Here is a 26,505-nt window from a genome sequence, read left to right as displayed (position 1 = left end):
GTGGAGTTGACCGGTACTAATAGGCCGAGGGCTTGTCCTCAGTTGCTCGCGTCCACTGTGTGGTTCCCGGGTTGCGAACAGTCGCACCGGTTGAACCAGTTCCACTTACTTAATTGAAAAGTGTGCTTGTTCGCTAGAACCCGATAGGGTTTCGGTGGTCATAGCGTTAGGGAAACGCCCGGTTACATTCCGAACCCGGAAGCTAAGCCTTTCAGCGCCGATGGTACTGCAGGGGGGACCCTGTGGGAGAGTAGGACGCCGCCGAACAATCTTTGAAGGACCCTTGGTCCCAGCGTTCATGCTGGGACCAAGGGTCCTTTTTCTTTTGCTTGATCTTTTTCTCGGAGCGCGTCGGTCAGCCGACTGCGCGAGAATGACTGCGGTACCCGAAGACAGGAGCTTTGCCCATGTCCACCAACTCCTCCGACGATCGTCCGGAGCGCGAACCGCGTCGCAAGGACGACGGTGAGCGGGGCGGCTTCCGCGGCCCGCGCCGTGACGACAACCGTGGCGGTGGTGGCGGCTTCCGGCGCGACGACCGCCGGGACGATCGCAGGGACGATCGTGGTCGTGACGACCGCGGTGGGCGTCCCCCGGCCGGTGGCAGCGGCGGTTTTCGGCGCGACGACCGCCGGGACGACCGGCCGGCTTTCCGCCGTGATGACCGAGCCCCGCGCCGTGACGACAACCGGGGCGGTGGCGGCGGCTTCCGCCGTGATGACCGGGGCGGACGGCCCGTGACGGGCGGCGCCGGTGGTGGTGGCGGCTTCCGCCGCGACGACCGTGGTCGTGACGACCGTGGTGGGTTCCGTCGTGATGACAACCGTGGCGGCGCTGGTGGCGGCTTCCGCCGCGACGACCGCCGGGACGACCGTGGTCGTGACGATCGCGGTGGGTTCCGTCGTGATGAGCGGCCGGCGTTCAACCGGGACCGTGACGACCGCGCGCCCCGTCGGGACGACCGCGGTGGGTTCCGCCGTGATGACAACCGCGGCGGCGGTGGTGGTGGCGGCTTCCGCCGTGACGACCGTCGTGATGAGCGGCCGGCGTTCAACCGGGACCGTGACGACCGCGCGCCTCGCCGGGACGACCGTGGTCGTGACGACCGTGGTGGGTTCCGCCGTGATGACAACCGTGGCGGTGGTGGTGGCGGCTTCCGCCGTGACGACCGCCGGGATGAGCGGCCGGCGTTCAACCGGGACCGTGACGACCGCGCGCCCCGTCGGGACGACCGTGGTCGTGACGATCGCGGTGGGTTCCGTCGTGACGACCGTCGTGATGAGCGGCCGGCGTTCAACCGGGACCGTGACGACCGCGCGCCCCGTCGGGACGACCGTGGTCGTGACGACCGTGGTGGGTTCCGCCGTGACGACAACCGTGACGACCGCCGCGACGACCGTGGTGGCTTCCCGCGCGACGACCGGGGCGGTTACCGCCCTCGTGAGGACCGCCGGGACGACCGGGCCGCGTTCCCGCGCGACGACCGCGCGCCTCGCCGGGACGACCGTGGTCGTGACGACCGCGGTGGGTTCCGACGCGACGACCGCCGCGACGACCGGCCGCGTGGGCCGCGGCGCGATGACCGGGACCGGGGCGGGTACCGGGGGCGTGACGACCGGCGTGACGACCGCGGCGGGTTCCGCCGCGACGACCGCGACCGGCGTGACCGGGACCGGGAGCCGATCAAGCGGCTGCCCATCCCGGCGGACGTCACCGGTGACGAGATCGACAAGGACGTGCGGCAGGAGCTGATGAGCCTGCCCAAGACGCTGGCCGAGGACGTCGCCAAGAACCTGGTGATGGTCGCCAACCTCATCGACGAGGACCCGGAGAAGGCGTACGCGTACTCGCGGATCGCGCTGCGGCTGGCCTCGCGTGTGGCGGCCGTGCGGGAGGCGGCGGGCTTCGCCGCGTACGCGACGCAGAAGTACGCCGAGGCGCTCGCCGAGTTCCGGGCGGCCCGGCGTATGACCGGCAGCGTGGAGCTGTGGCCCGTGATGGCCGACTGCGAGCGCGGCCTGGGCCGGCCGGAGCGGGCGATGGCCATGGCCGGTGAGCCCGAGGTGCAGAAGCTCGACAAGGCCGGACAGGTCGAGATGCGGCTGGTCGCCGCCGGGGCGCGCAGGGACATGGGGCAGCTGGACGCCGCCATCGTGACCCTGCAGAGCCCGGAGCTGGCGTCCAACTCCGTCCAGCCGTGGACGGCGCGCCTGCGGTACGCGTACGCCGACGCGCTGCTGGAGGCGGGGCGCGAGGACGAGGCGCGTGAGTGGTTCGCCAAGGCGCTGGAGGCCGACAAGGACGGCTCGACCGATGCCTCCGACCGGCTCGCCGAGCTGGACGGTGTCGAGTTCGTCGACGCCGCGGCGGAGGAGCACGACGAGGAAGCCGAAGCGGACGACGAGCCGCGGGACTGAGTACGACGAGAGGGGCGGCATCCCTGGTGGATGCCGTCCCTCTCGTATGTCCGGGAGCCGTGGTCAGCCGACGTCGAGGCTGCGCAGGACCAGGCCCGTCGCGGGCTTCGGCCCGAAGGACGTCGACTTGCGGGGCATGGTGACGCCCTGGCGGGCGAGGTCGCGGACCACGTCCTCCCGTACCGGGTGCATCAGGACGGCGGTGCCGCCCCGCCGTTCGGCCTGGGCGACGGCGGCTTGGGCGTCGTGGATGTAGGTGATGCCCTCGGGGGTGTCCGGGACGTGCCAGACGTGGTCGATCAGGGTCGCGTGCAGCACGGTCGCGTCCAGGGTGCGCCACGCTTCCGGGCGGTCGGCCGGGACCGTACGGGCCACGAGGTCCGGGGACGGGCGGTCGACGAGGTGGAAGCGGCCGTCGCCGGCGAGGACGAACGCGTTGCCCTCCGATGCGGCGGCGCCGAGGGCGTCCAGGGCGGCGGGGAGGGGGCCGTCGACGGGGCGGACGCGGAAGCCGTCGCCGAGCGCGGCGAGCGCGTCGGCGACCGGGAGATGGTTGAGGAGCCGGTGGATGGCCTTGACCTGGAGCGGGTAGCGGGCCGTGTCGATCAGCAGCACGAGCCCGTAGTTCCAGGGGCCCGGCGCGGGGTGCTCCTCGCGCAGGCGCAGGTAGGTGGCCCAGCGGTGGTGACCGTCGGCGATGAGCGCCTGGTGGCGGCCCAGGTCGTCGGCGACCTCGGCCAGCGCGGCCGGGTCGGTGACGGACCACAGCCGGTGGCTCATGCCGTCCTCGGTGGTGGTGGACAGGAGCGGCGCGCGCCCCACGGTGCGCTCGATGACGGCGGTCGCGCCGGTCGCGGTGCCGTTGCCCCGGTAGGTGAGGAGCAGCGGGTCCAGGTTGGCGGCGGTGGTGCGCATCAGGGAGGCGCGGTCCTCGACGACGTGGGGTATGACGTCCTCGTGGGGCAGGACGATGCCCTCGGCAGGAGTGGTGAGTTCCAGGGCGCCGATGAGGCCCCGCTGGAGCATGTCGCCCTTGCGCTGCTCGTACACGTAGAGCGCCGGCTCGGCGTCCGCCGCGAGGACGCCGTCGGAGAGCCAGGCGCTGAGGGTGTCCGCCGCCTGACGGTGGCGGGCCTCCTTGGTGGCGGCCTGCGGCAGGATCAGCCGCACGATGTTGTGCGGGTCGGCCGACTGCAGGTGGTGCACGCCGTCGGGGCGTACGACGACGTCGTACGGGGGAGAGGTCACCGCGGCAAGGCTCCCGACCCGTTCCGGGACATAGCGCAATCCACGGAAAGGTGTCAGGTGCAGACCGCCGTTGGCCGCAGAACCTGTGGTGTCCATGCCTGCATCGTATGTGGACCGGGGGTATGAGCGATGATCGGGGGCGATCGGTTCTCGGAGCGAGGAGTTCGGACATGGGGCAGCGGGGCAGGAACCGGCCGAGCGGCAGTGCGCGCGCGCTGAACGAGGCGTACGACACGGCGCTGCTGGACCTGGACGGCGTGGTGTACGCGGGCGGAGAGGCGATCGACCACGCGGTGGACGCCCTCGAGGCGGCCCGGCGCGGCGGGATGCACCTCGCGTACGTCACCAACAACGCGCTGCGGACGCCGGAGGCCGTGGCTGCGCACCTGACGGAGCTGGGGGTGCCGGCCGGGGCGGCCGACGTGATCACCTCGGCGCAGGCGGTGGCCCGGCTGGTCGCCGACCAGGTGCCGCGGGGCTCGCGGGTGCTGGTGATCGGCGGTGAGGGTCTGCGGGTCGCGCTGCGGGAGCGCGGGCTGGAGCCGGTGGAGTCGGCCGACGACGACCCGGCGGCCGTGGTGCAGGGGTACGGGGGACCGGAGCTGCCGTGGGGGCGGTTCGCGGAGGCGTCGTACGCGGTGGCGCGGGGTGTGCCGTGGTTCGCGTCCAACACCGACCTGACGATCCCCAGCGGTCGCGGTATCGCGCCGGGGAACGGGGCGGCGGTGGAGGTGGTGCGGATCGCGACGGGCGCGGAGCCGCAGGTCGCGGGCAAGCCGCTGCCGCCGATGCACCGCGAGACGATCCTGCGGACGGGTGCCGAGCGGCCGCTGGTGGTGGGTGACCGGCTGGACACGGACATCGAGGGGGCGTTCCACGGCGAGGTGGACTCGCTGCTGGTGCTGACCGGGGTGACCGACGCCGCGCGGCTGCTGGCGGCCGGGCCGCACCACCGGCCGACGTACGTCGACGCCGACCTGCGCGGGCTGCTGACCGGGCAGCCGGAGGTCGAGGGGTCGGCCGGCGAGGGCTTCCGGTGCGGGGGCTGGACGGCCACCGTGAGCGGAGACGCCCTGGCGCTGGACGGGGACGGCGGAGCGCTGGACGGGCTCCGGGCGCTGTGCGCGGCGGCGTGGACGTACGCGGGTGACGGCTCGTGCGCGCTGGACGCGGGGAAGGCGCTGGCCAGGCTGGGGTGGTGAGCCCGTGACAGGGGACCGGGCCACCCCTGGCCTGAAAGCAAAGGTAGGCTAACCTAACCGGGTGTTGGTCGACAGTCCTCCCAAACAGAGCGCGGATCCCTCCGCCGCAGCCGAGCCCCGTGGGCGCCGCCGTTCGGTGCGCGCGGCCGGTCTGCTCGCCGCCGTCGGTGTCCTGCTGCTGATCTGTGTCGCGAGCATCATGATCGGGGCCAAGCCGGTCCCGCTCGGGGATGTGTGGCACGGCCTGTTCCACAACTCCGGTACGGGCAACGACGTCCTGATCCAGGAACTGCGGGTGCCCCGGACCGTCCTGGGAGTGATCGTCGGTGTCGCGCTGGGCCTGTCCGGCGCGGTGATGCAGGCGCTGACCCGCAACCCGCTGGCCGAGCCCGGCCTGCTGGGCGTGAACGCGGGAGCCGCCGCCGCCGTCGTCTCCGCGATCAGCTTCCTGGGCGTCACGTCCCTGAGCGGCTACGTGTGGTTCGCCTTCCTGGGCGCCGCCGTGGTCTCCGTCGTGGTGTACGTGCTCGGCGGCAGCCGCAGCGCCACCCCCGTGCGGCTCGCGCTGGCGGGCACGGCGGCGACCGCCGCGCTCTACGGGTACGTCAACGCCGTCCAGCTGCTGGACTCCGCCGCGCTGGACCGGCTGCGCTTCTGGACCGTCGGCTCGCTTGCCAACGCCGACATGGCGACGGTCCGCAGCGTGACGCCGTTCATCGTCGTCGGCGTCGTGCTCGCGCTGCTGATCGCCCGGCCGCTGAACGCCATGGAGATGGGCGACGACACCGCCCGCGCGCTGGGCGCCCACCTGAACCGCACACGGGCCATGGGCATGGTGTCGGTGACCCTGCTGTGCGGCGCCGCGACCGCCGCGTGCGGCCCGATCGTCTTCATCGGCCTGATGGTGCCGTACCTCGTACGGGCCCTGACCGGCCCGGACATGCGGTGGATCCTGCCGTACGCGGCGGTCCTGTCGCCCGTGCTGCTGCTGGGCTCCGACGTGCTGGGCCGGGTCGTGGCGCGGCCGTCCGAGCTCCAGGTCGGCATCGTGACCGCCCTCGTCGGCGGGCCCGTCTTCATCCACCTCGTACGCCGCAAGAGGATGGCCCAGCTGTGAGCACACGTACCGCCAAGGCCCTGCGGACCCCCGGGGGCCTGTCCGTCCGCTACGAGCCGCGCGCGGCCGTCGCCGTGGTGCTGCTGGCGGTGCTGACCGTGGCGGCCGGGGTCGTCCTCATCGGCAGCGGCGACTTCCCCATCGCGCCCGGCGACGTCGTCGCCACCCTGCTCGGCGACGGCACCATGGCGCAGGAGTTCATCGTCGAGGACCTGCGGCTGCCGCGCGTCCTGGTGGCGGTCCTGGTCGGCGCGTCCCTCGGACTGGGCGGCGCGGTCTTCCAGTCCGTCTCCCGCAACCCGCTGGGCAGCCCCGACGTCATCGGCTTCGGGCAGGGCGCCGCGGTCGGCGCGCTCACGGTGATCGTGCTCTTCGGCGGCAGCCCCACCGCGGTGGCCGGAGGCGCGGTCGTGGGCGGTGTGGTGACCGGCGCCCTGATCTACCTGCTCGCCTGGAAGCGCGGTCTGCACGGCTTCCGGCTGGTCCTCATCGGTATCGGCGCCGCCGCCATGCTGACCGCCGTCATCCACTACCTGATCACCAAGGCCGATCTGATCGACGCCACCCGGGCCGTGCTGTGGATGACCGGCACCCTCGACGGCCGCGACTGGGCCCAGTTCTGGCCGCTGCTCGCCGTGTGCGCCGTGCTCGTGCCGCTGGTGCTCGGGCACGGACGGCCCCTGCGGATGCTGGAGATGGGCGACGACGCCGCGTACGCCCTCGGCGTCAAGGTGGAGCGGACGCGCCTGGTGCTGATGGGCTCCGCCGTCCTGCTGGTCTCCGCCGCCACGGCCGCCGCCGGCCCGATCACCTTCGTCTCGCTGAGCGCGCCGCAGCTCGCCCGGCGCCTCACCCGCTCGCCCGGCCCCAACCTGGCCGCCTCCGCGCTCATGGGCGCCGCGCTGCTGCTGGTCGCCGACTGGGCCGCCACCAACGCCTTCGGCGAGAGGGAACTGCCGGTCGGCGTCGTCACCGGCGTCGTCGGCGGCGTGTACCTGTTGTGGCTGCTCGTCACCGAGCGCAAGGCGGGCCGGATATGACCTCCCAGAACCCTGAGAAGAACGCCAGGAGTACCTCCATGCAGCAGCGCCTGAGCGCGGAGGCGGTCACCCTCGCCTACGAGCAGCGGATCATCGCCCGTGACCTGTCGGTCCGCATACCCGACAACTCGTTCACGGTGATCGTCGGCCCCAACGCGTGCGGCAAGTCGACGCTGCTGCGGGCCCTGTCGCGGATGCTGAAGCCCACCGAGGGGCGCGTCCTGCTGGACGGGCAGGCCATCCACTCGATGCCCGCCAAGAAGGTCGCCAGGACGCTGGGTCTGCTGCCGCAGTCGTCGATCGCCCCGGACGGCATCACCGTCGCGGACCTCGTGGCCCGTGGCCGCTACCCGCACCAGGGGCTGCTGCGCCAGTGGTCGCCCGAGGACGAGCGGATCGTCCAGGAGTCGATGGACGCGACCGGCGTGGGGGAGCTGGGCGACCGGTACGTCGACGAGCTGTCGGGCGGGCAGCGCCAGCGTGTGTGGATCGCCATGGCCCTGGCCCAGCAGACCCCGCTGCTGCTGCTCGACGAGCCGACCACGTACCTCGACATCCAGCACCAGATCGACGTGCTCGACCTGTGCGCCGAACTGCACGAGACGCAGGGCCGCACGCTGGTCGCCGTGCTGCACGACCTCAACCACGCGGCCCGGTACGCCACGCACCTCATCGCCGTGCGCGGCGGGGAGATCGTCGCCGAGGGCCCGCCGTCCGAGGTGGTCACCGCCGAGCTGGTGGAGCGGGTCTTCGGGCTGCGCTGCCAGGTCATCGACGACCCCGAGACCGGCACGCCGTTGATCGTGCCGGCGGCCCGGAAGACCCGGGCCCGCACCCCCGGGGCGGCGGCGGTGGGCGCGGCGCGCCGCTGACGCGGCTCCGCTCCGGCCTGCCGCGCGGGAGCCGGTCGGGCGGGGAGGCGGGAGCCGGGCGGGGAGCGCGGGCGTGCCCGGGGTGCCGGGCGCTCCCTACAGCAGGGCGCGCAGGCGCAGCAGGTCGCGGAAGCCGGCCTCCAGCCCGACCCGGCCGGAGGCCCACGCCTTCGCGAAGCCCAGCTCGCCGGCCACCAGTGCCACCAGGTCGTCGCCCGACATCCTCAGCCGGATGTCCGCCCGCCCGGGCGGCGGCCCGTCCACCCGGTCCAGCACCTCGATCCGGCCGCCGGCCAGGCGGCCGGTGAAGGTGACGCCGAGGTCCGTGATGTGGCAGCTCAGCGTGCGGTCGAGCGCGGCGGCGCCGCGCACCGCGCCGCCGGCGCGCGCCAGGCTGTCCGCGAGTCCGTCGAGCGCGGCGCGGCATTCCTCGATCGTGGCCATCGCGACCGACCGTACCGCAGCCCTTCGAGGTAGCGTCTGGGCATGACCGACGAGATGCCCGAGGTACCGGAAGACGCCGTGGACCAGCCCGCGGAGTCCCGCGACCCGGCCGCGCCCGCACCCCTCGGCGTCGCGCGCGTCCCCACCGGGCGCCCGGAGGTCGACGCCGGCCTGGAGCGGCTGGCCGACGCCGACCACCTCCCCGCCGACGGGCACCTCGAGGTGTACGAGGATGTACACCGGGGGCTGCGGGAGGCGCTGGCCGCGCTGGACGCGCACCCGGCCGTCCCGCCGGCGTCCCCGCCGGTGCCCTCGTCGTACGAACACAGGAGCTGAACCCAACGTGGCAGGAGTCGCACGCCGTCGTCTGGACGCGGAGCTGGTGCGCCGGAAGCTCGCCCGCTCGCGCGAGCACGCGAGCCAGCTGATCGCCGCGGGACGGGTGACCGTCGGCGGCAACACCGCCACCAAGCCCGCCACCCAGGTCGAGACCGCCGCGGCCATCGTGGTGGCCCAGGACGACGGCGACCCCGACTACGTCTCGCGCGGAGGCCACAAACTGGCCGGCGCCCTCGCCGCCTTCGTCCCGCGCGGGCTGGAGGTCGAGGGGCGGCGGGCGCTCGACGCGGGCGCGTCCACGGGCGGCTTCACCGACGTCCTGCTGCGCGCCGGAGCGGCGCACGTCGTGGCCGTCGACGTCGGGTACGGACAGCTGGCCTGGTCGCTGCAGAGCGATGAACGCGTGACCGTCAAGGACCGTACCAATGTGCGGGAACTGACGCTGGACGCGATCGACGGAGAACCGGTGGATCTGGTGGTGGGCGACCTGTCGTTCATCCCGCTCGGGCTGGTGCTGCCCGCTCTGGCGGGGGTTACGGCACCCGACGCCGACCTGGTGCTGATGGTGAAGCCGCAGTTCGAGGTGGGCAAGGAGCGGCTGGGGAGCGGCGGAGTGGTGCGCAGCCCGGAGCTGCGGGCCGAGGCGGTGCGGGGCGTCGCGCGGCAGGCCGGCGAGCTGGGGCTCGGCGTGCTGGGCGTGACCGCCAGTCCGCTGCCCGGGCCGTCCGGCAACGTCGAGTACTTTCTGTGGCTGCGGGCGGGCGCGCCCGCGCTGGATCCGGCGGATGTGGAACGCGCCGTGGCGGAGGGACCTCGTTGAGTTCATCGACAGCGTTTGCGGCGAACGCCGCACCGCGGACCGTGTTCCTGCTCGCGCACACCGGCCGCCCGGCCGCGGTCCGCAGCGCCGAACTCGTGGTGCTCGGACTGCTGCGCAACGGCATCGGCGTACGCGTCCTGGCCGCCGAGGCGGCCGATCTGCCGCTGCCGCCGACGGTGGAGACGGTGCCGGAGGCGTCGCCCGACGTGCTCGACGGCTGCGAACTGCTGATCGTCCTCGGCGGCGACGGGACGCTGCTGCGCGGCGCGGAGTTCGCGCGCGCCTCCGGCGTGCCGATGCTCGGGGTCAACCTGGGGCGCGTCGGCTTCCTCGCCGAGGCCGAGCGGGACGACCTCGACCAGGTCGTGGACCGGGTGGTCACCCGGGCCTACGAGGTCGAGGAGCGCATGACCCTGGACGTCACCGTGCACGACAACGGTGACGTGCTGCACAGCGACTGGGCGCTCAACGAGGCCGCGGTGCAGAAGGTCTCGCCGGAACGCATGCTGGAGGTCGTCCTCGCGATCGACGGCCGGCCGGTGACCGGCTTCGGCTGCGACGGGGTGATCTGCGCGACGCCCACCGGCTCCACGGCGTACGCCTTCTCGGCCGGCGGGCCGGTGGTCTGGCCCGAGGTGGAGGCGCTGCTGATGGTGCCGATCGGGGCGCACGCGCTGTTCGCCAAGCCGCTGGTGACCACGCCGGACTCGGTGCTCGCGGTCGAGGTCGAGCCGCACACCCCCGACGGGGTGCTGTGGTGCGACGGGCGGCGCACCGTCGAACTGCCCGCGGGGGCGCGGGTGGAGGTCCGCCGGGGAGCGGTGCCGGTACGCCTGGCCCGGCTGCACCACGCCTCGTTCACCGACCGGCTGGTGGCCAAGTTCGCGCTGCCGGTCTCGGGCTGGCGGGGTGCCCCGCGCTGACGCCGCGCCGGGCGCGGCCCCGGGATTCCGGTGGTCCGCCGGCGGGTCGGCCGGGCCGTGGCGGCCCCACTCCGGCGGGTGACGGAGCAGCGTCGTGACCGGGCCACGACCTGTGGGTTCGGCGACGCGGGGCGGGGGCCGTCGCACAGCGGGCCCCGGACCTCGTAAGGTCTTCTCCGTGCTGGAGGAGATGCGGATACGGTCGCTCGGGGTAATCGACGACGCGGTGGTCGAGCTGTCACCCGGTTTCACCGCGGTGACCGGTGAGACCGGCGCGGGCAAGACCATGGTCGTGACCAGCCTCGGACTGTTGCTCGGCGGGCGCGCCGACCCCGCCCTGGTGCGGATCGGTTCGCCGTCCGCCGTCGTCGAGGGCCGCATCAGCGTGCCGCCCGGCGCCGCGGTCGCCGTCCGGGCCGAGGAGGCGGGCGCGGAACTCGACGACGGCGCGCTGCTCATCAGCCGCACCATCTCGGCCGAGGGGCGCTCCCGGGCGCACCTGGGCGGGCGCTCGGTGCCGGTCGGCGTGCTGGCCGAACTGGCCGACGAGCTCGTCGCCGTCCATGGCCAGACCGACCAGCAGGGCCTCCTCAAGCCCGCCCGGCAGCGCGGCGCGCTCGACCGGTACGCGGGCGACGCCGTCGCCGTGCCCCTCGGCAAGTACAGCGACGCCTACCGGCGGCTGCGCGCCGTCACCGCGCAGCTGGAGGAGCTGACCACCCGCGCCCGGGAGCGGGCGCAGGAGGCGGACCTGCTGCGCTTCGGGCTCACCGAGATCGAGGCGGTCGAGCCGCGCCCCGGCGAGGACGCCGAACTGGCCGCGGAGGCGGAGCGGCTCGGCCACGCCGAGGCCCTCGCGTCCGCCGCGGCGCTCGCCCACGGGGCGCTGGCGGGCAACCCGGAGGACCCGGAGGTGCTGGACGCCACGACCCTCGTGGCGGGCGCTCAGCGGGCGCTGGACGCCGTCCGGGCCCACGACCCGGCGCTGGCCGCGCTCGCCGACCGGATGGGCGAGATCTCAATCCTCCTCGCGGACGTGGCGACGGAACTCGCCGGGTACGCCGACAACCTGGACGCCGACCCCCGGCGCCTGGCGGCCGTCGAGGAGCGCCGCGCGGCGCTGACCGCGCTCACCCGCAAGTACGGCACCGACGTCGCCGCCGTCCTGGCCTGGGCGGAGGAGGGCGCCGCCCGGCTCACCGAGCTGGACGGTGACGACGACCGGATCGGCGAGCTGACGGCCGAGCGGGACGCCCTGCGCGCCGAGCTGTCGGGGCTCGCCCAGGCGCTGACGGACGCGCGGACCGAGGCGGCGGCCCGGTTCGCGGACGCCGTCACCGCGGAGCTGGCGTCGCTGGCCATGCCCCACGCCCGCGTGTCGTTCGACATCCGCCAGACCGACGACCCCGAGGGGGTGGAGGTCGGCGGGCGGACCGTCGCCTACGGGCCGGCCGGTGCCGACGAGGTCGAGCTGCTGCTCGCCCCGCACCCCGGCGCGCCGCCCCGGCCGATCGCCAAGGGCGCGTCGGGCGGTGAGCTGTCCCGCGTGATGCTCGCCGTGGAGGTGGTCTTCGCCGGTACGGACCCGGTGCCGACGTACCTCTTCGACGAGGTCGACGCGGGTGTCGGCGGCAAGGCGGCGGTGGAGATCGGGCGGCGGCTGGCCAAGCTCGCCAAGTCGGCGCAGGTGGTGGTCGTCACGCACCTGCCGCAGGTCGCGGCCTTCGCGGACCGGCAGCTGCTGGTCGAGAAGACCAGCGACGGGTCGGTGACCCGCTCGGGCGTCACGGTGCTGGAGGGCGAGGACCGGGTCCGTGAGCTGTCGCGGATGCTGGCCGGTCAGGAGGACTCCGAGACGGCCCGGGCGCACGCGGAGGAGCTGCTGGCGACGGCGCGGGCGGACGCCTGACGCCCACGACGCCTCCGGTGTCCGGGTGCCGGGACGTCCGGGGCCCGGGAGGTCCCGGCCCGTCCGCCGGCGGGGCGCAGCGACGGCGCGCCGCCGCCGGGGGTGGCCCATCGCCCCGGGGAACGACCGCCCGGACGGGGGTGTGCGGTCGTTAGGGTGGTGGACATGATCAGGACTGTCGGAGCCTTCGGGCTCGCCGCCGGAGCCACCCGCGCCGTGTACGCGGGGCTGCGGCGGCGGCGCGACGAGCGGTGGGAGCGGAAGAACCACGCGGGGCGGACCGTCGACCTGTACGCCGGCCCCGCCACCGCCGTGGGCGCGGTGCTCGGGGCCCTGCCCGCGGGCGCCGGCCGGCGGGAGCGGGCCGCCGCCGCGGTGGCCGGACTGGTGGCCGGGGCCTGCGGGGCGTACGACGACGTCAACGGCGACCACCGGCGGGGTTTCCGGGCGCACCTGGGTGCCCTGCGGGAGGGCGAGGTCACCAGCGGGGCGGTCAAGCTCTTCGGGATCGGCGCCGCCGGGCTCGTCGCGGGCGCGCTGCTCAAGGAGCGGCCCGTCGACCGGGTCCTCGCGGGCGTGGTGATCGCCGGTACCGCCCACCTCGTCAACCTCGTGGACGTGCGCCCCGGCCGGGCGGTGCTCACCGTGCTCGCGGTCGGTGTGCCGGGCCTGGCGCGGGGCCGCCTCGCCGCCGCCCCGATGGGCGCCGCGGCGGCCGTCGCCGCCGACGACCTCGGTGAGCGCACCATGCTCGGTGACGCGGGCGCCCACGCCCTGGGCGCGGTCCTCGGTACGGCGATCGCCGCCGCCGCCGGGAGGGCGGGTCTCGCGGCCCACGCCGCCGGGCTCGTCGCCGTCGCGGCGTACGGAGACACCGTCAGCCGCCTCGCCGGTTCACCCGGGTGAGTGATCACTGACGACGGTTTACGCCTCGCGACACGGCCGCTTCGCCCCGACGGTGCCGGAACGTGCGTACGGACTGGCATTCTTGGGCGCGTGACACAGCTGCATACGGTCCAGGTGCTGGGTGGCGGCAGCGCGGGCAGCAGCGCTCACGTCAGATCACTGGCCGCCGGGCTCGTGGCGAGGGGCGTACGGGTGACGGTGTGCGCCCCTGCCGAACTCGACCACGACTACGACTTCGTCGCCACCGGTGCCCGGTTCGTGCCCGTGCCGCGGCGGGGCGACCCGGTCGCCATCGGCGCGCTGCGCGGGGCGTGCGCGGGCGCGGACGTGGTGCACGCCCACGGGTTGCACGCTTCGGTGCGGGCGGGGCTGGCGCTCGGGCAGCAGCGCGTACCGCTCGTGGTCACCTGGCACACGCGTACGCACGCCGAAGGCGCCCGCGGCAGGCTGCTGCGGCTGATGGAGCGAAGGACCGTACGGGCCGCGGCCGTTGTGCTCGGCACGTCGTCCGAGCTGGTCGACCGCGCGCGGCGCCGGGGGGCCCGCGACGCCCGGCTCGGGCCCGTCTCGTTCCCCGCCCCCCGCGGGGGTGTCGCCGAGTCCGAGGCCGGCAAGGCGAGGGCCGAACTGGGCGTCATGGACCGGCCGTTGCTGGTGGCGGTCGGCGCGCTGGAGCCGCACCGCGGGTACCGCACGCTGCTGGACGCGTCGCGGCTCTGGCTCCGGCACGACCCGGTGCCGCTGGTGGCCGTCGCGGGGGAGGGCCCCCAACGGCCCGTGCTGCAACGGCGGATCGACCTGGAGGGGCTGCCCGTACAACTGCTCGGGCGGCGCGCCGACGTCACCTCGCTGATCGCGGCGGCGGACGTGGCGGTGCTCCCCAGCCGGTGGGAGGCCCGGTCCCCGCTCGCCCAGGAGGCCCTGCGGCTCGGCGTGCCCCTGGTCGCCACGGCGGTCGGCGGCGTCCCGGAACTGGTCGGCGACGCGGCGGAACTCATCCCGTACGGGGACGCGGACGCCCTGGCCGGCGCGGTGACCGCGCTGCTCGGCGACCCCGGCCGGCGGGCGGCGCTGGCGGCGGCGGGGCGGATGCAGGCGACGACCTGGCCGACGGAGGACGAGACGATCGCGCAGGTGCTGAGCGTCTACGACGAACTGTGCGCGGGGCCGCGCCGCCCCCGTACGGCCTGACGGATCACCGCGGCCAGTCGGACAGGGCGGGTCACCGGGCCGCCGGGCCGCCGGGTCGGCGCGGCGGCCGGGTCACGGGGTGTGGCGGCGGGCGCGGAGGGCCAGGGACAGGGCGAGGACGGTCTGCGGGTCGTCCAGGTCCGTGCCCAGCAAATCGCCGATGCGCGCCAGCCGGTTGTAGAGCGTCTGGCGGTTGAGGTGCAGTTCGCGTGCCGTCTCCGCCTTGCGGCCCGCGTGCGCCAGGTACGTCTCCAGCGTCGGCAGCAGGGCGGGACGCGACGTCCGGTCGTGTTCCCGCAGCGGGCCGATCGCCCGGTCCACGAACGCGGCCAGGTCCGGATGCTCCCGCAGCCGCCACAGCAGCAGGTCGATGTCCAGCCGCCGCGCGTCGTACCACGGCCGGTCCGGCAGCCCCCGCGCCGCGGTCGCCGTCTCCGCCGCGTGCCGCAGCCCCGCCGACGCCGCAGCCCAGCCGCCCGCGACGCCCACCACGACGACCGGCGGGTACCCGCCCGAGGGGTTCCCCCAGCCGCCCGACGGGGTGACGCCCACCAGCCCCGCCCGCGCCACACCGGCCCGCAGCGCCGCGGCCACCCGGTCGGCGACGGCCGTCCGCTCCGACTCGGTCCGCAGGCCCAGCAGGAGCGGCACCCGCCCCTCCACGGGGCGCACGCCCAGCAGGACGGGCACGCCCACGGACGAGAGCTCCTCCAGCACCGCGCGGGCCAGCAGCGACCAGTTGCCGGACGGCAGCACCTCCGCGCCCAGCCGCATCACCACCGGCAGCAGCGGGCCGTCGCCCGGCTTGAAGCCCAGCACCCGGGCCTGCGCGGGCGCGTCCTCCGCCGTGACGCGGCCCTCCGCGAGGTCGGTGAGGAAGTCGCCCCGGCCCCGTGCCGCCAGCTCCTCCTCCTGACGCGCCTGCATCAGCACCACCGCGAGGATGCCCGCCGCGCGCTCCGCCGCCATCCGGTGCACCGGCAGCAGCCCCCCGGACACCGCCAGCAGGACGAGGCGGGCGCGTACCGCCGCCGCGCCCGGGCCGCCGCCCGGCACGTCCACCAGCACCGCCCCCGCCGGCGGCCCCGCCTCCCGCGCCTCGCGCTGCCCGCGCAGCCCCTCCCACACCTGGAGCGGATCGGGTCCCGTGCCGCCGCCCGCCGCGTACAGCAGCCGTCCGTCGGTGGTCTCCAGGAACACCGGGTTGGCCGCGAAGCCGGCGAGGATGCCCAGCACCTGCGGCACCCCGCCGCCGCCGAGCAGCGCCTCCGTGCACCGCCGGTGCACGTCCTCGGCCTGCCGCAGCAGGGCGTAGTGCCCGTTGACGATCTCGGTGTGGACCTCCTCGGTCACCGACACGAACGGGACCTCGCGGTGCAGCTGGACCAGCGGCAGGCCCGCCGCGCGCGCCGTCTCCACGATGGTCGCCGGCAGCCGCGAGAACCTCGGCCCCAGCTCCACCACCAGCGCCGCGATCCCGCGTTCCGCCAGCCGCCGCACGAACGCCCGCTGCTCGGCCGGCCGCGTACCGAGCCCCAGCCCGGTCGTCAGCAGCAGCTCGCCGCCCTTCAGCAGCGAGGCGATGTTCGGCACCTCGCCGGCGTGCACCCAGCGCACCGTCCGGTGCAGCCGGTCCGCCCCGGCGACCACTTCAGGGAGCCCCCCGCGCAGTCCGGGCAGCTCCAGGGCCCGCTGCACGGTGATACCGCCCTGCTCGTTCATGGAGGTCATACGGCCGGACGGTACCCGCGTCCGTGTTCCGGGGACATCACCGGACGATGACGACCCCGGCACCGGGCGACAACTCGTCGTGTCGGCGCGCCATTTGCGCGACCGCCTGTCGATTGTGGCGTACGTCACGCGGGAGGATGGTGTCCCGCCATGGCAGAGAATCCCACTCCAGCAGGCCACCGGGTGCAGCGGCTCAAGGCGAACTCCGTCGGACTCGTCGGCGTCGTGTTCATGGCGGTCGCCACCGCCGCCCCCATCACCGCGATGACCGGCAACCTCCCCATCGCCGTCGGTTTCGGCAACGGCACCGGTGCCCCGGCCGGTTACCTCTTCGCGACGCTCGTCCTCACCGTCTTCTCCGTCGGCTACGTCGCCATGGCGAAACGGATCACCGCGGCCGGCGCCTTCTACGGCTACATCTCGCACGGCCTCGGCCGCATCGCCGGGATGGCCTCCGGCATGCTGGCGGTCCTGGCGTACATCGTCTTCGAGGCGTCGATCGTCGGTGTCTTCGCCTACTTCACCAGAACCACCGTCGCCGACCAGCTGGGCGTGGACCTGCCGTGGATCGTGTACGCGGCGGCGATGCTCGCCGTCACCGCCGTCCTCGCGCACTTCGACATCAACCTCACCGCCAAGGCGCTCGGCGCGATGCTCGTCGCCGAGATCGCCGTGCTGTTCGCCGTCGCCACCGCGGTCCTGCTCAACGGCGGCGGCCCGGACGGCATACCGGTCGAGCCGATCAACCCCGCGAACGCCTTCACCGGCACCTCCGCCGGGCTCGGCCTCTTCTTCGCCTTCTGGTCCTGGGTGGGCTTCGAGTCGACCGCGATGTACGGCGAGGAGTCCCGCGACCCCAAGCGCGTCATCCCGCGCGCCACCCTCGTGTCCGTCGTGGGCGTGGGCCTCTTCTACATCTACGTCTCCTGGATGACCATCGCCGGCAACGGCCTCCACGGTGCCGTCGAGGTGTCGGCGTCCGCGAGCCCGCTCGACCTGTTCTTCGACCCGACGCGGTCGTACATCGGCGCCTGGGCCGTCGACGCCTTCCAGTGGCTGCTGCTCACCGGCTCCTTCGCCTGCGGCATGGCCTTCCACCAGTGCGCCTCGCGCTACCTGTACGCCGTCGGCCGCGAGGGCTTCCTGCACCCGGCGCTCGGCCGCACGCACGCCCGGCACGGCTCGCCGTACATCGCCTCCAACGTACAGAGCGCCATCGCCGTCGTCCTCGTCGGCGCCTTCTGGCTCACCGGGCAGGACCCGTACATCCACCTCTACACCCTGCTGGCGATCCTCGGCACCATGGCGATCCTGATCGTCCAGACGCTCTGCTCGTTCGCCGTCATCGGCTACTTCCGCAAGAACCACCCCGAGGACCGGCACTGGTTCCGGACCCTCACCGCACCCCTGCTCGGCGGGATCGGCATGACCGCGGTCGTCGTCCTGCTGGTGCTCAACATGGAGACCGCCGCCGGTCTCGCCGCCGACTCCCTCTTCTTCGCCCTCATCCCGTGGATCGTCGGCGCCGTGTTCCTCGGCGGTCTGGGACTGGGCGTCTACCTGAAGGCCCGGCAGCCCGAGCGCTACGAGATCATCGGCCGGATCGTCCTCGAGGACGCGGCCGAGCGCGCGGAGCAGCCCACGGACCAGCCAGCCGACCAGTCCGCCGCGACCGTCTGAGGAGCAGATCCATGTCCCGTACCCCCTTGATGCGCGCCCTGCGCGACATCGCCGCCCACCGTGCCGCCGCCGACCGGCTCACCATGCCCGTCGCCGCCGTCCGCGGCTCCACCCGCCGCGAACTGCTGCGCCGCGCCGCCGCCCTGGGCCTCGCCGCCGGGGTCGGCACGGCGGTCGCTGCACGGCCCACACCCGCCCGCGCGGCCGGGGCGACGGCCCCGCGCATCGCCGTCGTCGGCGCCGGCATCGCCGGCCTGACCGCCGCCCTCACCCTGAAGGACGCGGGCCTGAACTGCACGCTGTACGAGGCCCGCCCCGACCGCGTCGGCGGCCGCATGTGGACGCAGCGCGACCACTGGGCGTACGGCCAGACCTCCGAGATCGGCGGTGAGCTGATCGACACCAGCCACAAGAAGATCCTGGAACTGTGCCGCCGCTTCGGCCTGAACGTCGAGGACTTCCTGGGCGGCGGACCGGCCGGTGCCGAGGAGGTGCTGTGGTTCGACGGCACCTACTACCCGCGCCACCAGGCCGACGAGGACTTCAAGGCCGTCTACCAGCAACTCCACCGCGACCTCCAGGAAGCCGGGGAGGTGACGTGGAACCGGTCCACGCCCCGGGGCACCGCCCTGGACGACATGTCGATATACGAGTGGATCGAGAGCCGCGTGCCCGGCGGGCACGCCTCACCGCTCGGGCAGTTCATCGACGTCGCGTACAACGTCGAGTACGGGGCCGACACCACCGGGCAGTCGTCCCTGGCGCTGGTCCTGCTGATGGGCTACCAGACCAACCCCGGCCACTTCAACGTCTGGGGCCTGTCCAACGAGCGCTACCACATCACCGGCGGCAACGACCTGCTGCCGAACGCCATCGCCAGGTCCCTGCCCGCCGGCACCCTCCGCCCCGGCTGGTCGCTCACCGCCGTGCGCGCGAACACCGACGGCACCCAGACCCTGACCTTCACCGAGGGCGGCACCACCCGCACGGTCACCGCCGACCACACCGTCCTGTGCGTCCCGCTGCCCGTGCTCCAGCGCCTCGACCTCACCCGGGCCGGGTTCGACCCGCTCATGCGGGACCTGCTGCGCGACGCCCGCATGGGCCACTGCACCAAGCTCAACCTCCAGTGCGCGACCCGCCCCTGGCGCGGCACCGGTCCCTGGCCCGGCGTCTCGGCCGGCGACTGCTTCACCGACACCGACGTCCAGCAGACCTGGGACACCACCAAGATCCAGCCGGGCACCGGCGGCATCCTCATCCAGTACAACGGCGGCTCCCTGGCCCGGAGCCTCAGCCCCGCCGGGCCGTTCTCCACCGAGTCCGACCCCTACGTCCGCGACCTCGCCGCCCGCCGGCTGCGCGCCGTCGACGTGTTCTTCCCCGGCACCTCCAGGGCCTTCACCGGCCGCGCCCAGCTCTCCGCCTGGCACCACGACCCGTACGCCCTCGGCGCCTACTCGTACTGGCCCGTCGGCTACCTGCACCGGTACGCCGGCTACGAGGGAACCGCGCAGGGCAACATCCACATCGGTGGGGAGCACTGCAGCTACGACTTCCAGGGCTTCATGGAAGGCGGCGCGACCGAGGGGGAGCGCGCCGCCCTGGAGGTGGTGGCCGCCTGTTAACCGCCGTACGCGCCCGAGGCGGTCAGCCGCAGTGCCGTGTCGATCAGCGGCACGTGACTGAACGCCTGCGGGAAGTTGCCGACCTGGCGCTGCAGGCGCGGATCCCACTCCTCCGCCAGCAGCCCCAGGTCGTTGCGCAGCCCCAGCAGCTTCTCGAACAGCCTCCGGGCCTCGTCGACCCGCCCGATCATCGCCAGGTCGTCCGCCATCCAGAACGAGCAGGCCAGGAACGCGCCCTCGTCACCGGGCAGTCCGTCGACGCCCTCGTCCGCGCCCTCGGTCGGGTAGCGCAGGATGAAGCCGTCCCCGGTGGACAGCTCCCGCTGGATCGCCTCGATCGTGCCGATGACCCGCTTGTCGTCCGGCGGCAGGAAACCCATCTGCGGGATCAGCAGCAGCGCGGCGTCCAGCTCCTTCGAGCCGTAGGACTGCGTGAACGTGTTCCGCTCCGGGTCGTAGCCCTTCTCGCACACGTCCCGGTGGATCGTGTCGCGCAGCTCGCGCCACCTGTCCAGCGGCCCGTCCGCGTCCCCCGACTCGATCAGTTTGATCGTCCGGTCGACCGCGACCCACGCCATCACCTTGGAGTGCACGAAGTGGCGGCGCGGCCCCCGCACCTCCCAGATGCCCTCGTCGGGCTGGTCCCAGTGGTTCTCCAGGTACCGGATCAGCTTCAGCTGGAGCAGCGAGGCGTAGTCGTTGCGGGACAGGCCCGTCATGTGCGCCAGGTGCAGGGCCTCGGTGACCTCGCCGTAGACGTCCAGCTGGAGCTGGTTGGCGGCGCCGTTGCCGACCCGGACCGGGGCGGAGTTCTCGTACCCCGGCAGCCAGTCGAGCTCGGCCTCGCCCAGTTCCCGCTCACCCGCGATGCCGTACATGATCTGGAGGTTCTCCGGGTCGCCGGCTACCGCGCGCAGCAGCCACTCGCGCCAGGCGCGGGCCTCTTCGCGGTAGCCGGTGCGCAGCAGCGAGGAGAGGGTGATCGCCGCGTCCCGCAGCCAGGTGTAGCGGTAGTCCCAGTTCCGTACGCCGCCGATGTCCTCCGGCAGGGAGGTGGTGGGGGCGGCGACGATGCCGCCCGTCGGGGCGTACGTCAGGGCCTTCAGCGTGATCAGGGAGCGGACCACGGCCTCCCGGTACGGGCCCCGGTAGGTGCAGTGGTCGACCCACTCGCGCCAGAACTCCGACGTGGCCTCCAGCGCGCCCATCGGGTCCGCCACCGGCGGCTGCGGGTGGTGCGAGGGCTGCCAGCTGATGGTGAAGGCGACCCGGTCGCCCTCCTTGACGGTGAAGTCGGAGTACGTGGTGAGGTCCTCGCCGTGCGTCTCCACGTCGGTGTCCAGCCAGATGGAGTCCGGACCGGCGACGGCGACCGTCCGGCCGTCGACCTGGTGCACCCAGGGCACCACGCGTCCGTAGGAGAACCGCATGCGCAGCGCGGACCGCATCCGCACCCGGCCGCTGACGCCCTCCACGATCCGCACCAGCTGCGGGGCCCCGTCACGCGGGGGCATGAAGTCGGTCACGCGGACCGTGCCCCGGCCCGGTGCGTCCCACTCCGATTCCAGGATCAGCGAGTCACCGACGTACCGGCGCCGGTCGGCGGCGGGCGGCTCGGTGCCGTCGGCGTGCGCCGGCCCGATCCGCCAGAAACCGTGTTCCTCGGTACCGAGGAGTCCTGCGAAGACGGCGTGCGAATCGAAGCGGGGCAGGCACAGCCAGTCGGCCGTGCCGTCCCGGCAGACCAGGGCGGCGGTCTGCATGTCTCCGATGAGTGCGTAGTCCTCGATGCGCCCGGCCACGTGCAATCTCCAGTCGAACGGCAACGTTCGCCCCCGTGGGGCGCTTACTGGGGTCAAGGTCAAGGATCGCCGACGAGCGGATGTTCCCGTTTTTTCGGGCGGGGGTGGTGCCGTTGTGGGGGGCCGGCTCGGCAGCGGATGTCCGAGCAGGATACGACGCGTGACGGCCCTCTGTGTGATCGTCCTGGTGGAGCTGTTGAGCAGAACGAGTGACCCTCCTCTCCCCACCCGAAACCCCCGGCTCGTTCGTGTGCCCGCAGTGTCCGGGCGTGCGCGCTGTGTGGCGTCCGGCCCGAGCGGGGGCGCGCCCCCGGCTCGGGCGCGCGCGTGGCCGGAAGCGGGGGCCCTGGGTCGCTGATACCCTGGTAGCCCGTGGACCGGTGGGCGCCGCACCTCGAATCGGCGGCCCCCGAACCGCAGCGACGGCACCCCCGGAACACTCCGGACGGACGCCGGAACGCACCTCCAGAACGCGACCACGGGAGCCCCCTCTTGGCCATGCCGCCCAAATCCACGACGACCAAGCACATCTTCGTCACCGGGGGTGTCGCGTCCTCCCTCGGCAAGGGCCTGACCGCCTCCAGCCTGGGTGCGCTCCTCAAGGCCCGGGGCCTTCGGGTCACGATGCAGAAGCTCGACCCGTACCTCAACGTCGACCCGGGCACGATGAACCCGTTCCAGCACGGTGAGGTGTTCGTCACCAACGACGGCGCCGAGACCGACCTGGACATCGGCCACTACGAGCGGTTCCTCGACGTCGACCTCGACGGCTCGGCCAACGTCACCACCGGCCAGGTCTACAGCCAGGTCATCGCCAAGGAGCGCCGCGGCGAGTACCTCGGCGACACCGTGCAGGTCATCCCGCACATCACCAACGAGATCAAGCACCGCATCCGCCGCATGGCGGCCGACGACGTCGACGTCGTGATCACGGAGGTCGGCGGCACGGTCGGCGACATCGAGTCGCTGCCGTTCCTGGAGACCGTCCGCCAGGTCCGCCACGAGGTCGGCCGGGACAACGTCTTCGTGGTGCACATCTCGCTGCTGCCCTACATCGGCCCGTCCGGCGAGCTGAAGACCAAGCCGACCCAGCACTCGGTCGCCGCGCTGCGGAACATCGGTATCCAGCCGGACGCGATCGTGCTGCGGGCCGACCGCGACGTACCGACCGCGATCAAGCGCAAGATCTCGCTGATGTGCGACGTCGACGAGGCCGCCGTGGTCGCGGCCATCGACGCCAAGTCGATCTACGACATCCCCAAGGTGCTGCACACCGAGGGCCTCGACGCCTACGTCGTGCGCAAGCTGGACCTGCCGTTCCGCGACGTCGACTGGACGACCTGGGACGACCTGCTGGACCGCGTGCACAACCCCGACCACGAGGTCACGGTCGCCCTCGTCGGCAAGTACATCGACCTGCCCGACGCCTACCTGTCGGTGACGGAGGCCATGCGCGCCGGCGGCTTCGCCAACAAGGCCCGCGTCAAGGTCAAGTGGGTCACCTCCGACGACTGCAAGACGCAGGCGGGCGCGGCCAAGCAGCTCGGCGACGTCGACGCGATCGTCATCCCCGGCGGCTTCGGCGAGCGCGGTGTCAACGGCAAGGTCGGCGCCATCCAGTACGCCCGGGAGAACAGGATCCCGCTGCTGGGCCTGTGCCTGGGCCTGCAGTGCATCGTGGTCGAGGCCGCGCGCAACCTCGCGGGCATCGCCGACGCCAACTCCACCGAGTTCGACCCGGCCACCTCCCACCCCGTCATCTCGACGATGGAGGAGCAGCTGGCGTACGTCGAGGGCGCCGGCGACCTGGGCGGAACGATGCGTCTGGGCCTGTACCCGGCGAAGCTCGCCGAGGGCTCCATCGTCCGCGAGGTCTACGGCGACCAGCCGTACGTCGACGAGCGGCACCGGCACCGCTACGAGGTGAACAACGCCTACCGCGCGGAGCTGGAGAAGAAGGCGGGCATCGTCTTCTCGGGCACCTCCCCGGACAACAAGCTGGTCGAGTACGTCGAGTACCCGCGCGAGGTGCACCCCTACCTGGTCGCCACCCAGGCGCACCCGGAGCTCCGCTCCCGCCCGACCCGTCCGCACCCGCTCTTCGCGGGCCTGGTCAAGGCGGCCGTGGAGCGCAAGACGGGCAAGTGACGCGCGGGGCGTCCCGCCGATCAGCCCGTCATGATCGGCGAGACACCCCGTGGCTATACGGTGGACCGGGGTACGGGCCCGACAGGGCAGCGTGCCCCGGTTTTCTGTGTACGTCTGTGTACGAGGAGGGACGTCTTCATGACCATCAAGGACACGCCCGAGGAGTGGCGGGTCACCGCGACCGCCGAGCCGTTCAAGGGCAACAAGACGAGTGTCCGCACCGACGACGTGGTCATGCCGGACGGGACCGTCGTACGCCGCGACTACCAGGTGCACCCCGGCTCGGTCGCGGTCCTCGCCCTCGACGACGACGACCGGGTCCTCGTACTGCGCCAGTACCGCCACCCGGTGCGGCACAAGCTGTGGGAGATCCCGGCCGGCCTGCTGGACGTGCCCGGCGAGAACCCGCTGAGCGCGGCGGTGCGCGAGCTGTACGAGGAGGCGCACGTCAAGGCGGAGACGTGGCACGTGCTCACGGACGTGTACACCACGCCGGGCGGCTGCGACGAGGCCGTGCGGATCTTCCTGGCCCGCGGGCTGTCCGCGGCGGAGGGCGAGCGCTTCGAGGTCGCCGAGGAGGAGGCCGACATGGAGCTCGCGCGGGTGCCGCTCGACGAGCTGGCGCGCGGGATCCTGGCGGGCGAGCTGCACAACACCTGCCTGGTGGTGGGCGTCCTGTCGGTCCTCGCCGCCCGCGCGGGCGACGGCCTGGAGGCCCTGCGCCCCGCCGAGGCCCCCTGGCCGGCCCGCCCGTTCGAGGCGTAGGACCGCGCGGGGCCGGACCGGGTCTGTCCGGCCGGGTGTGCGAGGTCGGGTGTGCCGGGTCGGGTGTGCCGGGTGGGGTGTGCCGGGGGACCGTTCGGGAAAGAGACCGAACGGCCCTGCGGTGTGACGATCGGCTGATCCGATTGAGGGACTCGCCCGCCGTGCTCGGCCGGGCGGGGCACGGTGGCTGAACTACGCTCGGATCGCCCGCCTGGGGACCCGGCGGGATCAGCACGTGCGCAGCGGACGGGAGCGTGGCCCGTGACGGATCAGGCGGTGGACTTCGGCGGCGCGGGCGGTGCGGACCGGTCCGGTGCGCGGCCCGGGCGCCGCCGGTTCTACGGACGGGCGCGCGAGCTCAAGGAGCTGCGGGCCGACATCGCGCGCGCCGGACTCGACACGCTCGCCGGGCGGCCCTCCCCGCGCGCCCGGGTCCTCCTGATCGCCGGCCGCCCCGGCAGCGGCCGCACCGCGCTCGCCGAGGAGCTGGTCGGCGACCTCGCCCGCGGCTACCGCGACGGCGTCCTGCGGGCCCGGCTGACCGAGCCCGGCGGGGAGCCGGTGCCGGTCGAGCGGGCCGCCCGCGAGCTCCTCGACCGCCTCGGCGTCCCCGCGCCCGCCGGAGCCGGCGAGGACGAACTGACCCAGCTGCTGCGGGGCGCGTGCGCCGGGCGGCGCGTCCTGCTCCTGCTGGACGACGCCGCGAGCGCCGAGCAGGTCGACGCGCTGCTCCCCGACAACCCCGACTGCCTGGTCGTGGCCGTCGCGCAGGGCCCGCTCACCGGCATCCCGGGGGTACGGCCCTGCACGGTGGGCGGGCTGGACGCCAAGTCCGCCATCGAGCTGCTCGACGGCTACACCGGCTCGGTGCGGATCACCGTCGACCCCCAGGCCGCCGAGACGCTCGCCGAACTGTGCGCCGGCCAGCCCGCCGCCCTGGTGCTGGCCGGCGGCTGGCTCGCCGCCCGCCCCATGTCGTCCGTCGCCGACCTGACCAAACGGCTGCGCGCCCTGGCCGACGAGCCCGAGCGCCCGGTCGCCGCCCGCCCGCTGGCCCGTGCCTTCCGCCTGGTGTACGAGGCGCTGCCGGCGCCCGCCGCCCGGATGCTCCGCCTGCTCGCCCTCGCTCCGGACGGCACCGCCGACGCCCACACCGCCTCCGCGCTGGCCGGCTGCTCGGTGTCCGCCGCCCGCACCGCGCTGGAGGGCTTCGCCGCCTCCGGGCTCGTGCACGAGGCGGACGACGAGCGCTACGAGGTGCCCGGCTGCCTGATGCCCCTGCTGCGGGAGCTGCTCGACACCGAGGACCGGCCCGCCGAGGTGCAGCTGGCCCGGGCGCGGATGCTGGAGCGGACGGTGCGGCTGCTCCAGTCCTGCCGCGCGGTCACCGAACCGGAGGGCTCGCCGGCGCGGCGCAAGCTCGCCGGGCTGCCCCGGGCCCTGCGCTTCTCCGGCCCCGAGGCCGCCGCCGCGTGGCTGCGCACCCGGCAGCCCGCGCTGCTGGCCGCCGCCCGGGTGGCCGTCGCCGACGGGGAGCTGGACACCCTCGCCCGGCGCCTGGTCGCCGCTCTCGTCCGGGCGCTCGCCGCGCATCGGGGCACCGAGGAGGCCGCGCCGGAGCTGTACGGGCTGCACCAGCTGGTCCTGGACGTCGCCGAGCGGCGCGGGCTGCACCGCGAGCGGGCCGCCGCCCTGCTGAACCTCGCCGACCTGGACGCCCGGACCGGCCGTACCACCGACGCGCTGGTCCGCTACCGGGCCGCACTGGACGCCGGGCGGCTCGCCAACGACCCGTACGCGATCAGCCGCGCGATGGAATCCGTAGGCGGCGCCCACCAGGAGCTGGGGGACTGGCAGCGGGCCGCCGACTGGTACGGGCGCGCCCTGTCGCAGCGCCTCGCCCGCGACGAGCGGGCCGACCAGGCGCGGCTGTACGGCAGGCTCGGCGCCGTACACACCTATGAGGGCCGGTACGGCGAGGCGCTGAGGAACTGGCGGGCCGCCGCGGCCGGATATCGCCGCCTCGGCGATCCGGCGGGCCACGCGCGGGCGTTGAGCGAGGCGGCCCGGGTCCAGGAGTACGCGGGACGGCCGCAGGAGTCGCTGCGCACCTGCGAGGAGGCCGTCGAATGGGCCCGCCGGGCCAAGGACGTGCGGCTTCTCGCGGCGCTCCAGCTGCGGCTGGCGGACACCCTGGACCGGCTCGGCGATCCCGCCGCGGCCCGGCTGCACCGCGCCGCCGCCGACCAGCTGCTGGGAACCGGAAGCTCCGCCCCGCGCACTGCCTACGAAATCCGCAGTGCTTCAGCCAAAGATTAATGCT

Annotated in this window: 21 protein-coding genes, 1 rRNA gene and 1 pseudogene; 19 read left to right on the top strand and 4 right to left on the bottom strand. The window is 73.9% G+C overall.

Annotated features, from left to right (window positions below):
- Positions 1–150: 150 nt before the first annotated feature.
- The 4 genes and pseudogenes from rrf to IE109_RS32875 all read left to right on the top strand — a co-directional run bounded on the left by rrf (position 151) and on the right by IE109_RS32875 (position 2,417).
- Positions 151–267: ribosomal RNA gene (rrf, locus tag IE109_RS25470) — 5S ribosomal RNA — on the top strand.
- A gap of 228 nt (positions 268–495) precedes the next feature.
- On the top strand, positions 496–741 hold the full coding sequence (locus IE109_RS33760) for a hypothetical protein (protein ID WP_194552792.1): 246 nt from the start codon (positions 496–498) through the stop codon (positions 739–741).
- Positions 738–1,661 (top strand): annotated as a pseudogene (locus IE109_RS34205) (hypothetical protein); the annotation flags it as partial. The gene IE109_RS33760 and the pseudogene IE109_RS34205, both read left to right, overlap by 4 nt.
- Before the next feature lie 30 nt (positions 1,662–1,691).
- Positions 1,692–2,417 (top strand): tetratricopeptide repeat protein, encoded by a 726-nt coding sequence (locus tag IE109_RS32875; protein WP_194552793.1) that lies wholly within the window; start codon positions 1,692–1,694, stop codon positions 2,415–2,417.
- Between the two features lie 63 nt (positions 2,418–2,480).
- Here IE109_RS32875 and IE109_RS25460 read toward each other — a convergent pair whose 3' ends face one another.
- A complete protein-coding gene (locus tag IE109_RS25460) occupies positions 2,481–3,761 on the bottom strand; it encodes a DUF1015 domain-containing protein (protein ID WP_189553661.1) in 1,281 nt (426 codons plus the stop codon).
- Between the two features lie 74 nt (positions 3,762–3,835).
- Here IE109_RS25460 and IE109_RS25455 point away from each other — a divergent pair, with 74 nt between their 5' ends.
- From IE109_RS25455 to IE109_RS25440, 4 genes are all read left to right on the top strand, one after another.
- The gene (locus IE109_RS25455; protein WP_189553660.1) at positions 3,836–4,867 is read left to right on the top strand and encodes an HAD hydrolase-like protein; all 1,032 of its coding nucleotides are present in this window, start codon (positions 3,836–3,838) and stop codon (positions 4,865–4,867) included.
- A gap of 61 nt (positions 4,868–4,928) precedes the next feature.
- Positions 4,929–5,984, top strand: coding sequence for a FecCD family ABC transporter permease (locus IE109_RS25450; RefSeq protein WP_189553659.1), 1,056 nt, complete (start codon positions 4,929–4,931; stop codon positions 5,982–5,984).
- On the top strand, positions 5,981–7,024 hold the full coding sequence (locus IE109_RS25445) for a FecCD family ABC transporter permease (RefSeq protein ID WP_189553658.1): 1,044 nt from the start codon (positions 5,981–5,983) through the stop codon (positions 7,022–7,024). The genes IE109_RS25450 and IE109_RS25445 overlap by 4 nt, the downstream gene beginning before the upstream one ends.
- On the top strand, positions 7,021–7,896 hold the full coding sequence (locus IE109_RS25440) for an ABC transporter ATP-binding protein (protein ID WP_189553657.1): 876 nt from the start codon (positions 7,021–7,023) through the stop codon (positions 7,894–7,896). Before IE109_RS25445 ends, IE109_RS25440 begins: the two co-directional genes overlap by 4 nt.
- A 96-nt stretch (positions 7,897–7,992) precedes the next feature.
- Here IE109_RS25440 and IE109_RS25435 read toward each other — a convergent pair whose 3' ends face one another.
- On the bottom strand, positions 7,993–8,340 hold the full coding sequence (locus IE109_RS25435; RefSeq protein WP_189553656.1) for an SCP2 sterol-binding domain-containing protein: 348 nt from the start codon (positions 8,338–8,340) through the stop codon (positions 7,993–7,995).
- Between the two features lie 42 nt (positions 8,341–8,382).
- Between IE109_RS25435 and IE109_RS25430 the strand changes: the two genes are divergently transcribed.
- The 6 genes from IE109_RS25430 (at position 8,383) to IE109_RS25405 (ending at position 14,428) form a co-directional block, all read left to right on the top strand.
- Positions 8,383–8,676: a hypothetical protein gene (locus IE109_RS25430; protein WP_189553655.1), complete on the top strand. Its 294-nt coding sequence runs from the start codon at positions 8,383–8,385 to the stop codon at positions 8,674–8,676.
- Positions 8,677–8,683: 7 nt separating this feature from the next.
- Entirely contained in the window at positions 8,684–9,499 is an 816-nt protein-coding gene (locus tag IE109_RS25425; RefSeq protein ID WP_189553654.1) for a TlyA family RNA methyltransferase, read from the top strand.
- Positions 9,496–10,422, top strand: a complete 927-nt coding sequence (locus IE109_RS25420; protein ID WP_189553653.1) for an NAD kinase — start codon at positions 9,496–9,498, stop codon at positions 10,420–10,422. The genes IE109_RS25425 and IE109_RS25420 overlap by 4 nt, the downstream gene beginning before the upstream one ends.
- 190 nt (positions 10,423–10,612) lie before the next feature.
- Complete coding sequence (gene recN / locus IE109_RS25415) at positions 10,613–12,331, top strand: DNA repair protein RecN (protein WP_189553675.1); 1,719 nt, start codon at positions 10,613–10,615, stop codon at positions 12,329–12,331.
- A gap of 165 nt (positions 12,332–12,496) precedes the next feature.
- Positions 12,497–13,237, top strand: a complete 741-nt coding sequence (locus tag IE109_RS25410; RefSeq protein WP_189553652.1) for a hypothetical protein — start codon at positions 12,497–12,499, stop codon at positions 13,235–13,237.
- A 90-nt stretch (positions 13,238–13,327) separates the two neighbouring features.
- Positions 13,328–14,428, top strand: coding sequence for a glycosyltransferase family 4 protein (locus IE109_RS25405; protein WP_189553651.1), 1,101 nt, complete (start codon positions 13,328–13,330; stop codon positions 14,426–14,428).
- Between the two features lie 72 nt (positions 14,429–14,500).
- Here IE109_RS25405 and IE109_RS25400 read toward each other — a convergent pair whose 3' ends face one another.
- Entirely contained in the window at positions 14,501–16,150 is a 1,650-nt protein-coding gene (locus IE109_RS25400) for a PucR family transcriptional regulator (protein ID WP_189553674.1), read from the bottom strand.
- Positions 16,151–16,309: 159 nt separating this feature from the next.
- Here IE109_RS25400 and IE109_RS25395 point away from each other — a divergent pair, with 159 nt between their 5' ends.
- Positions 16,310–17,839 (top strand): APC family permease, encoded by a 1,530-nt coding sequence (locus IE109_RS25395; RefSeq protein ID WP_189553650.1) that lies wholly within the window; start codon positions 16,310–16,312, stop codon positions 17,837–17,839.
- 11 nt (positions 17,840–17,850) lie between these two features.
- Complete coding sequence (locus IE109_RS25390; protein ID WP_189553649.1) at positions 17,851–19,467, top strand: flavin monoamine oxidase family protein; 1,617 nt, start codon at positions 17,851–17,853, stop codon at positions 19,465–19,467.
- Here IE109_RS25390 and IE109_RS25385 read toward each other — a convergent pair.
- Positions 19,464–21,269 (bottom strand): glycoside hydrolase family 15 protein, encoded by a 1,806-nt coding sequence (locus IE109_RS25385; protein ID WP_189553648.1) that lies wholly within the window; start codon positions 21,267–21,269, stop codon positions 19,464–19,466. The two genes, IE109_RS25390 and IE109_RS25385, sit on opposite strands and share 4 nt — an antisense overlap.
- Positions 21,270–21,767: 498 nt before the next feature.
- Here IE109_RS25385 and pyrG point away from each other — a divergent pair, with 498 nt between their 5' ends.
- From pyrG to IE109_RS25370, 3 genes are all read left to right on the top strand, one after another.
- Positions 21,768–23,417 (top strand): CTP synthase, encoded by a 1,650-nt coding sequence (gene pyrG / locus IE109_RS25380; protein ID WP_189553647.1) that lies wholly within the window; start codon positions 21,768–21,770, stop codon positions 23,415–23,417.
- Between the two features lie 138 nt (positions 23,418–23,555).
- The gene (locus IE109_RS25375) at positions 23,556–24,182 is read left to right on the top strand and encodes an NUDIX domain-containing protein (protein WP_189553646.1); all 627 of its coding nucleotides are present in this window, start codon (positions 23,556–23,558) and stop codon (positions 24,180–24,182) included.
- 261 nt (positions 24,183–24,443) lie between these two features.
- The gene (locus IE109_RS25370; protein WP_189553645.1) at positions 24,444–26,501 is read left to right on the top strand and encodes a tetratricopeptide repeat protein; all 2,058 of its coding nucleotides are present in this window, start codon (positions 24,444–24,446) and stop codon (positions 26,499–26,501) included.
- Positions 26,502–26,505: the final 4 nt, after the last annotated feature.

This window comes from Streptomyces lavendofoliae (genome assembly GCF_014649735.1).
Lineage (GTDB): Bacteria > Actinomycetota > Actinomycetes > Streptomycetales > Streptomycetaceae > Streptomyces > Streptomyces lavendofoliae.
The sequence above is the reverse complement of the archived record's forward strand: the minus strand, read 5'-3'. Positions and strand labels throughout refer to the sequence as shown.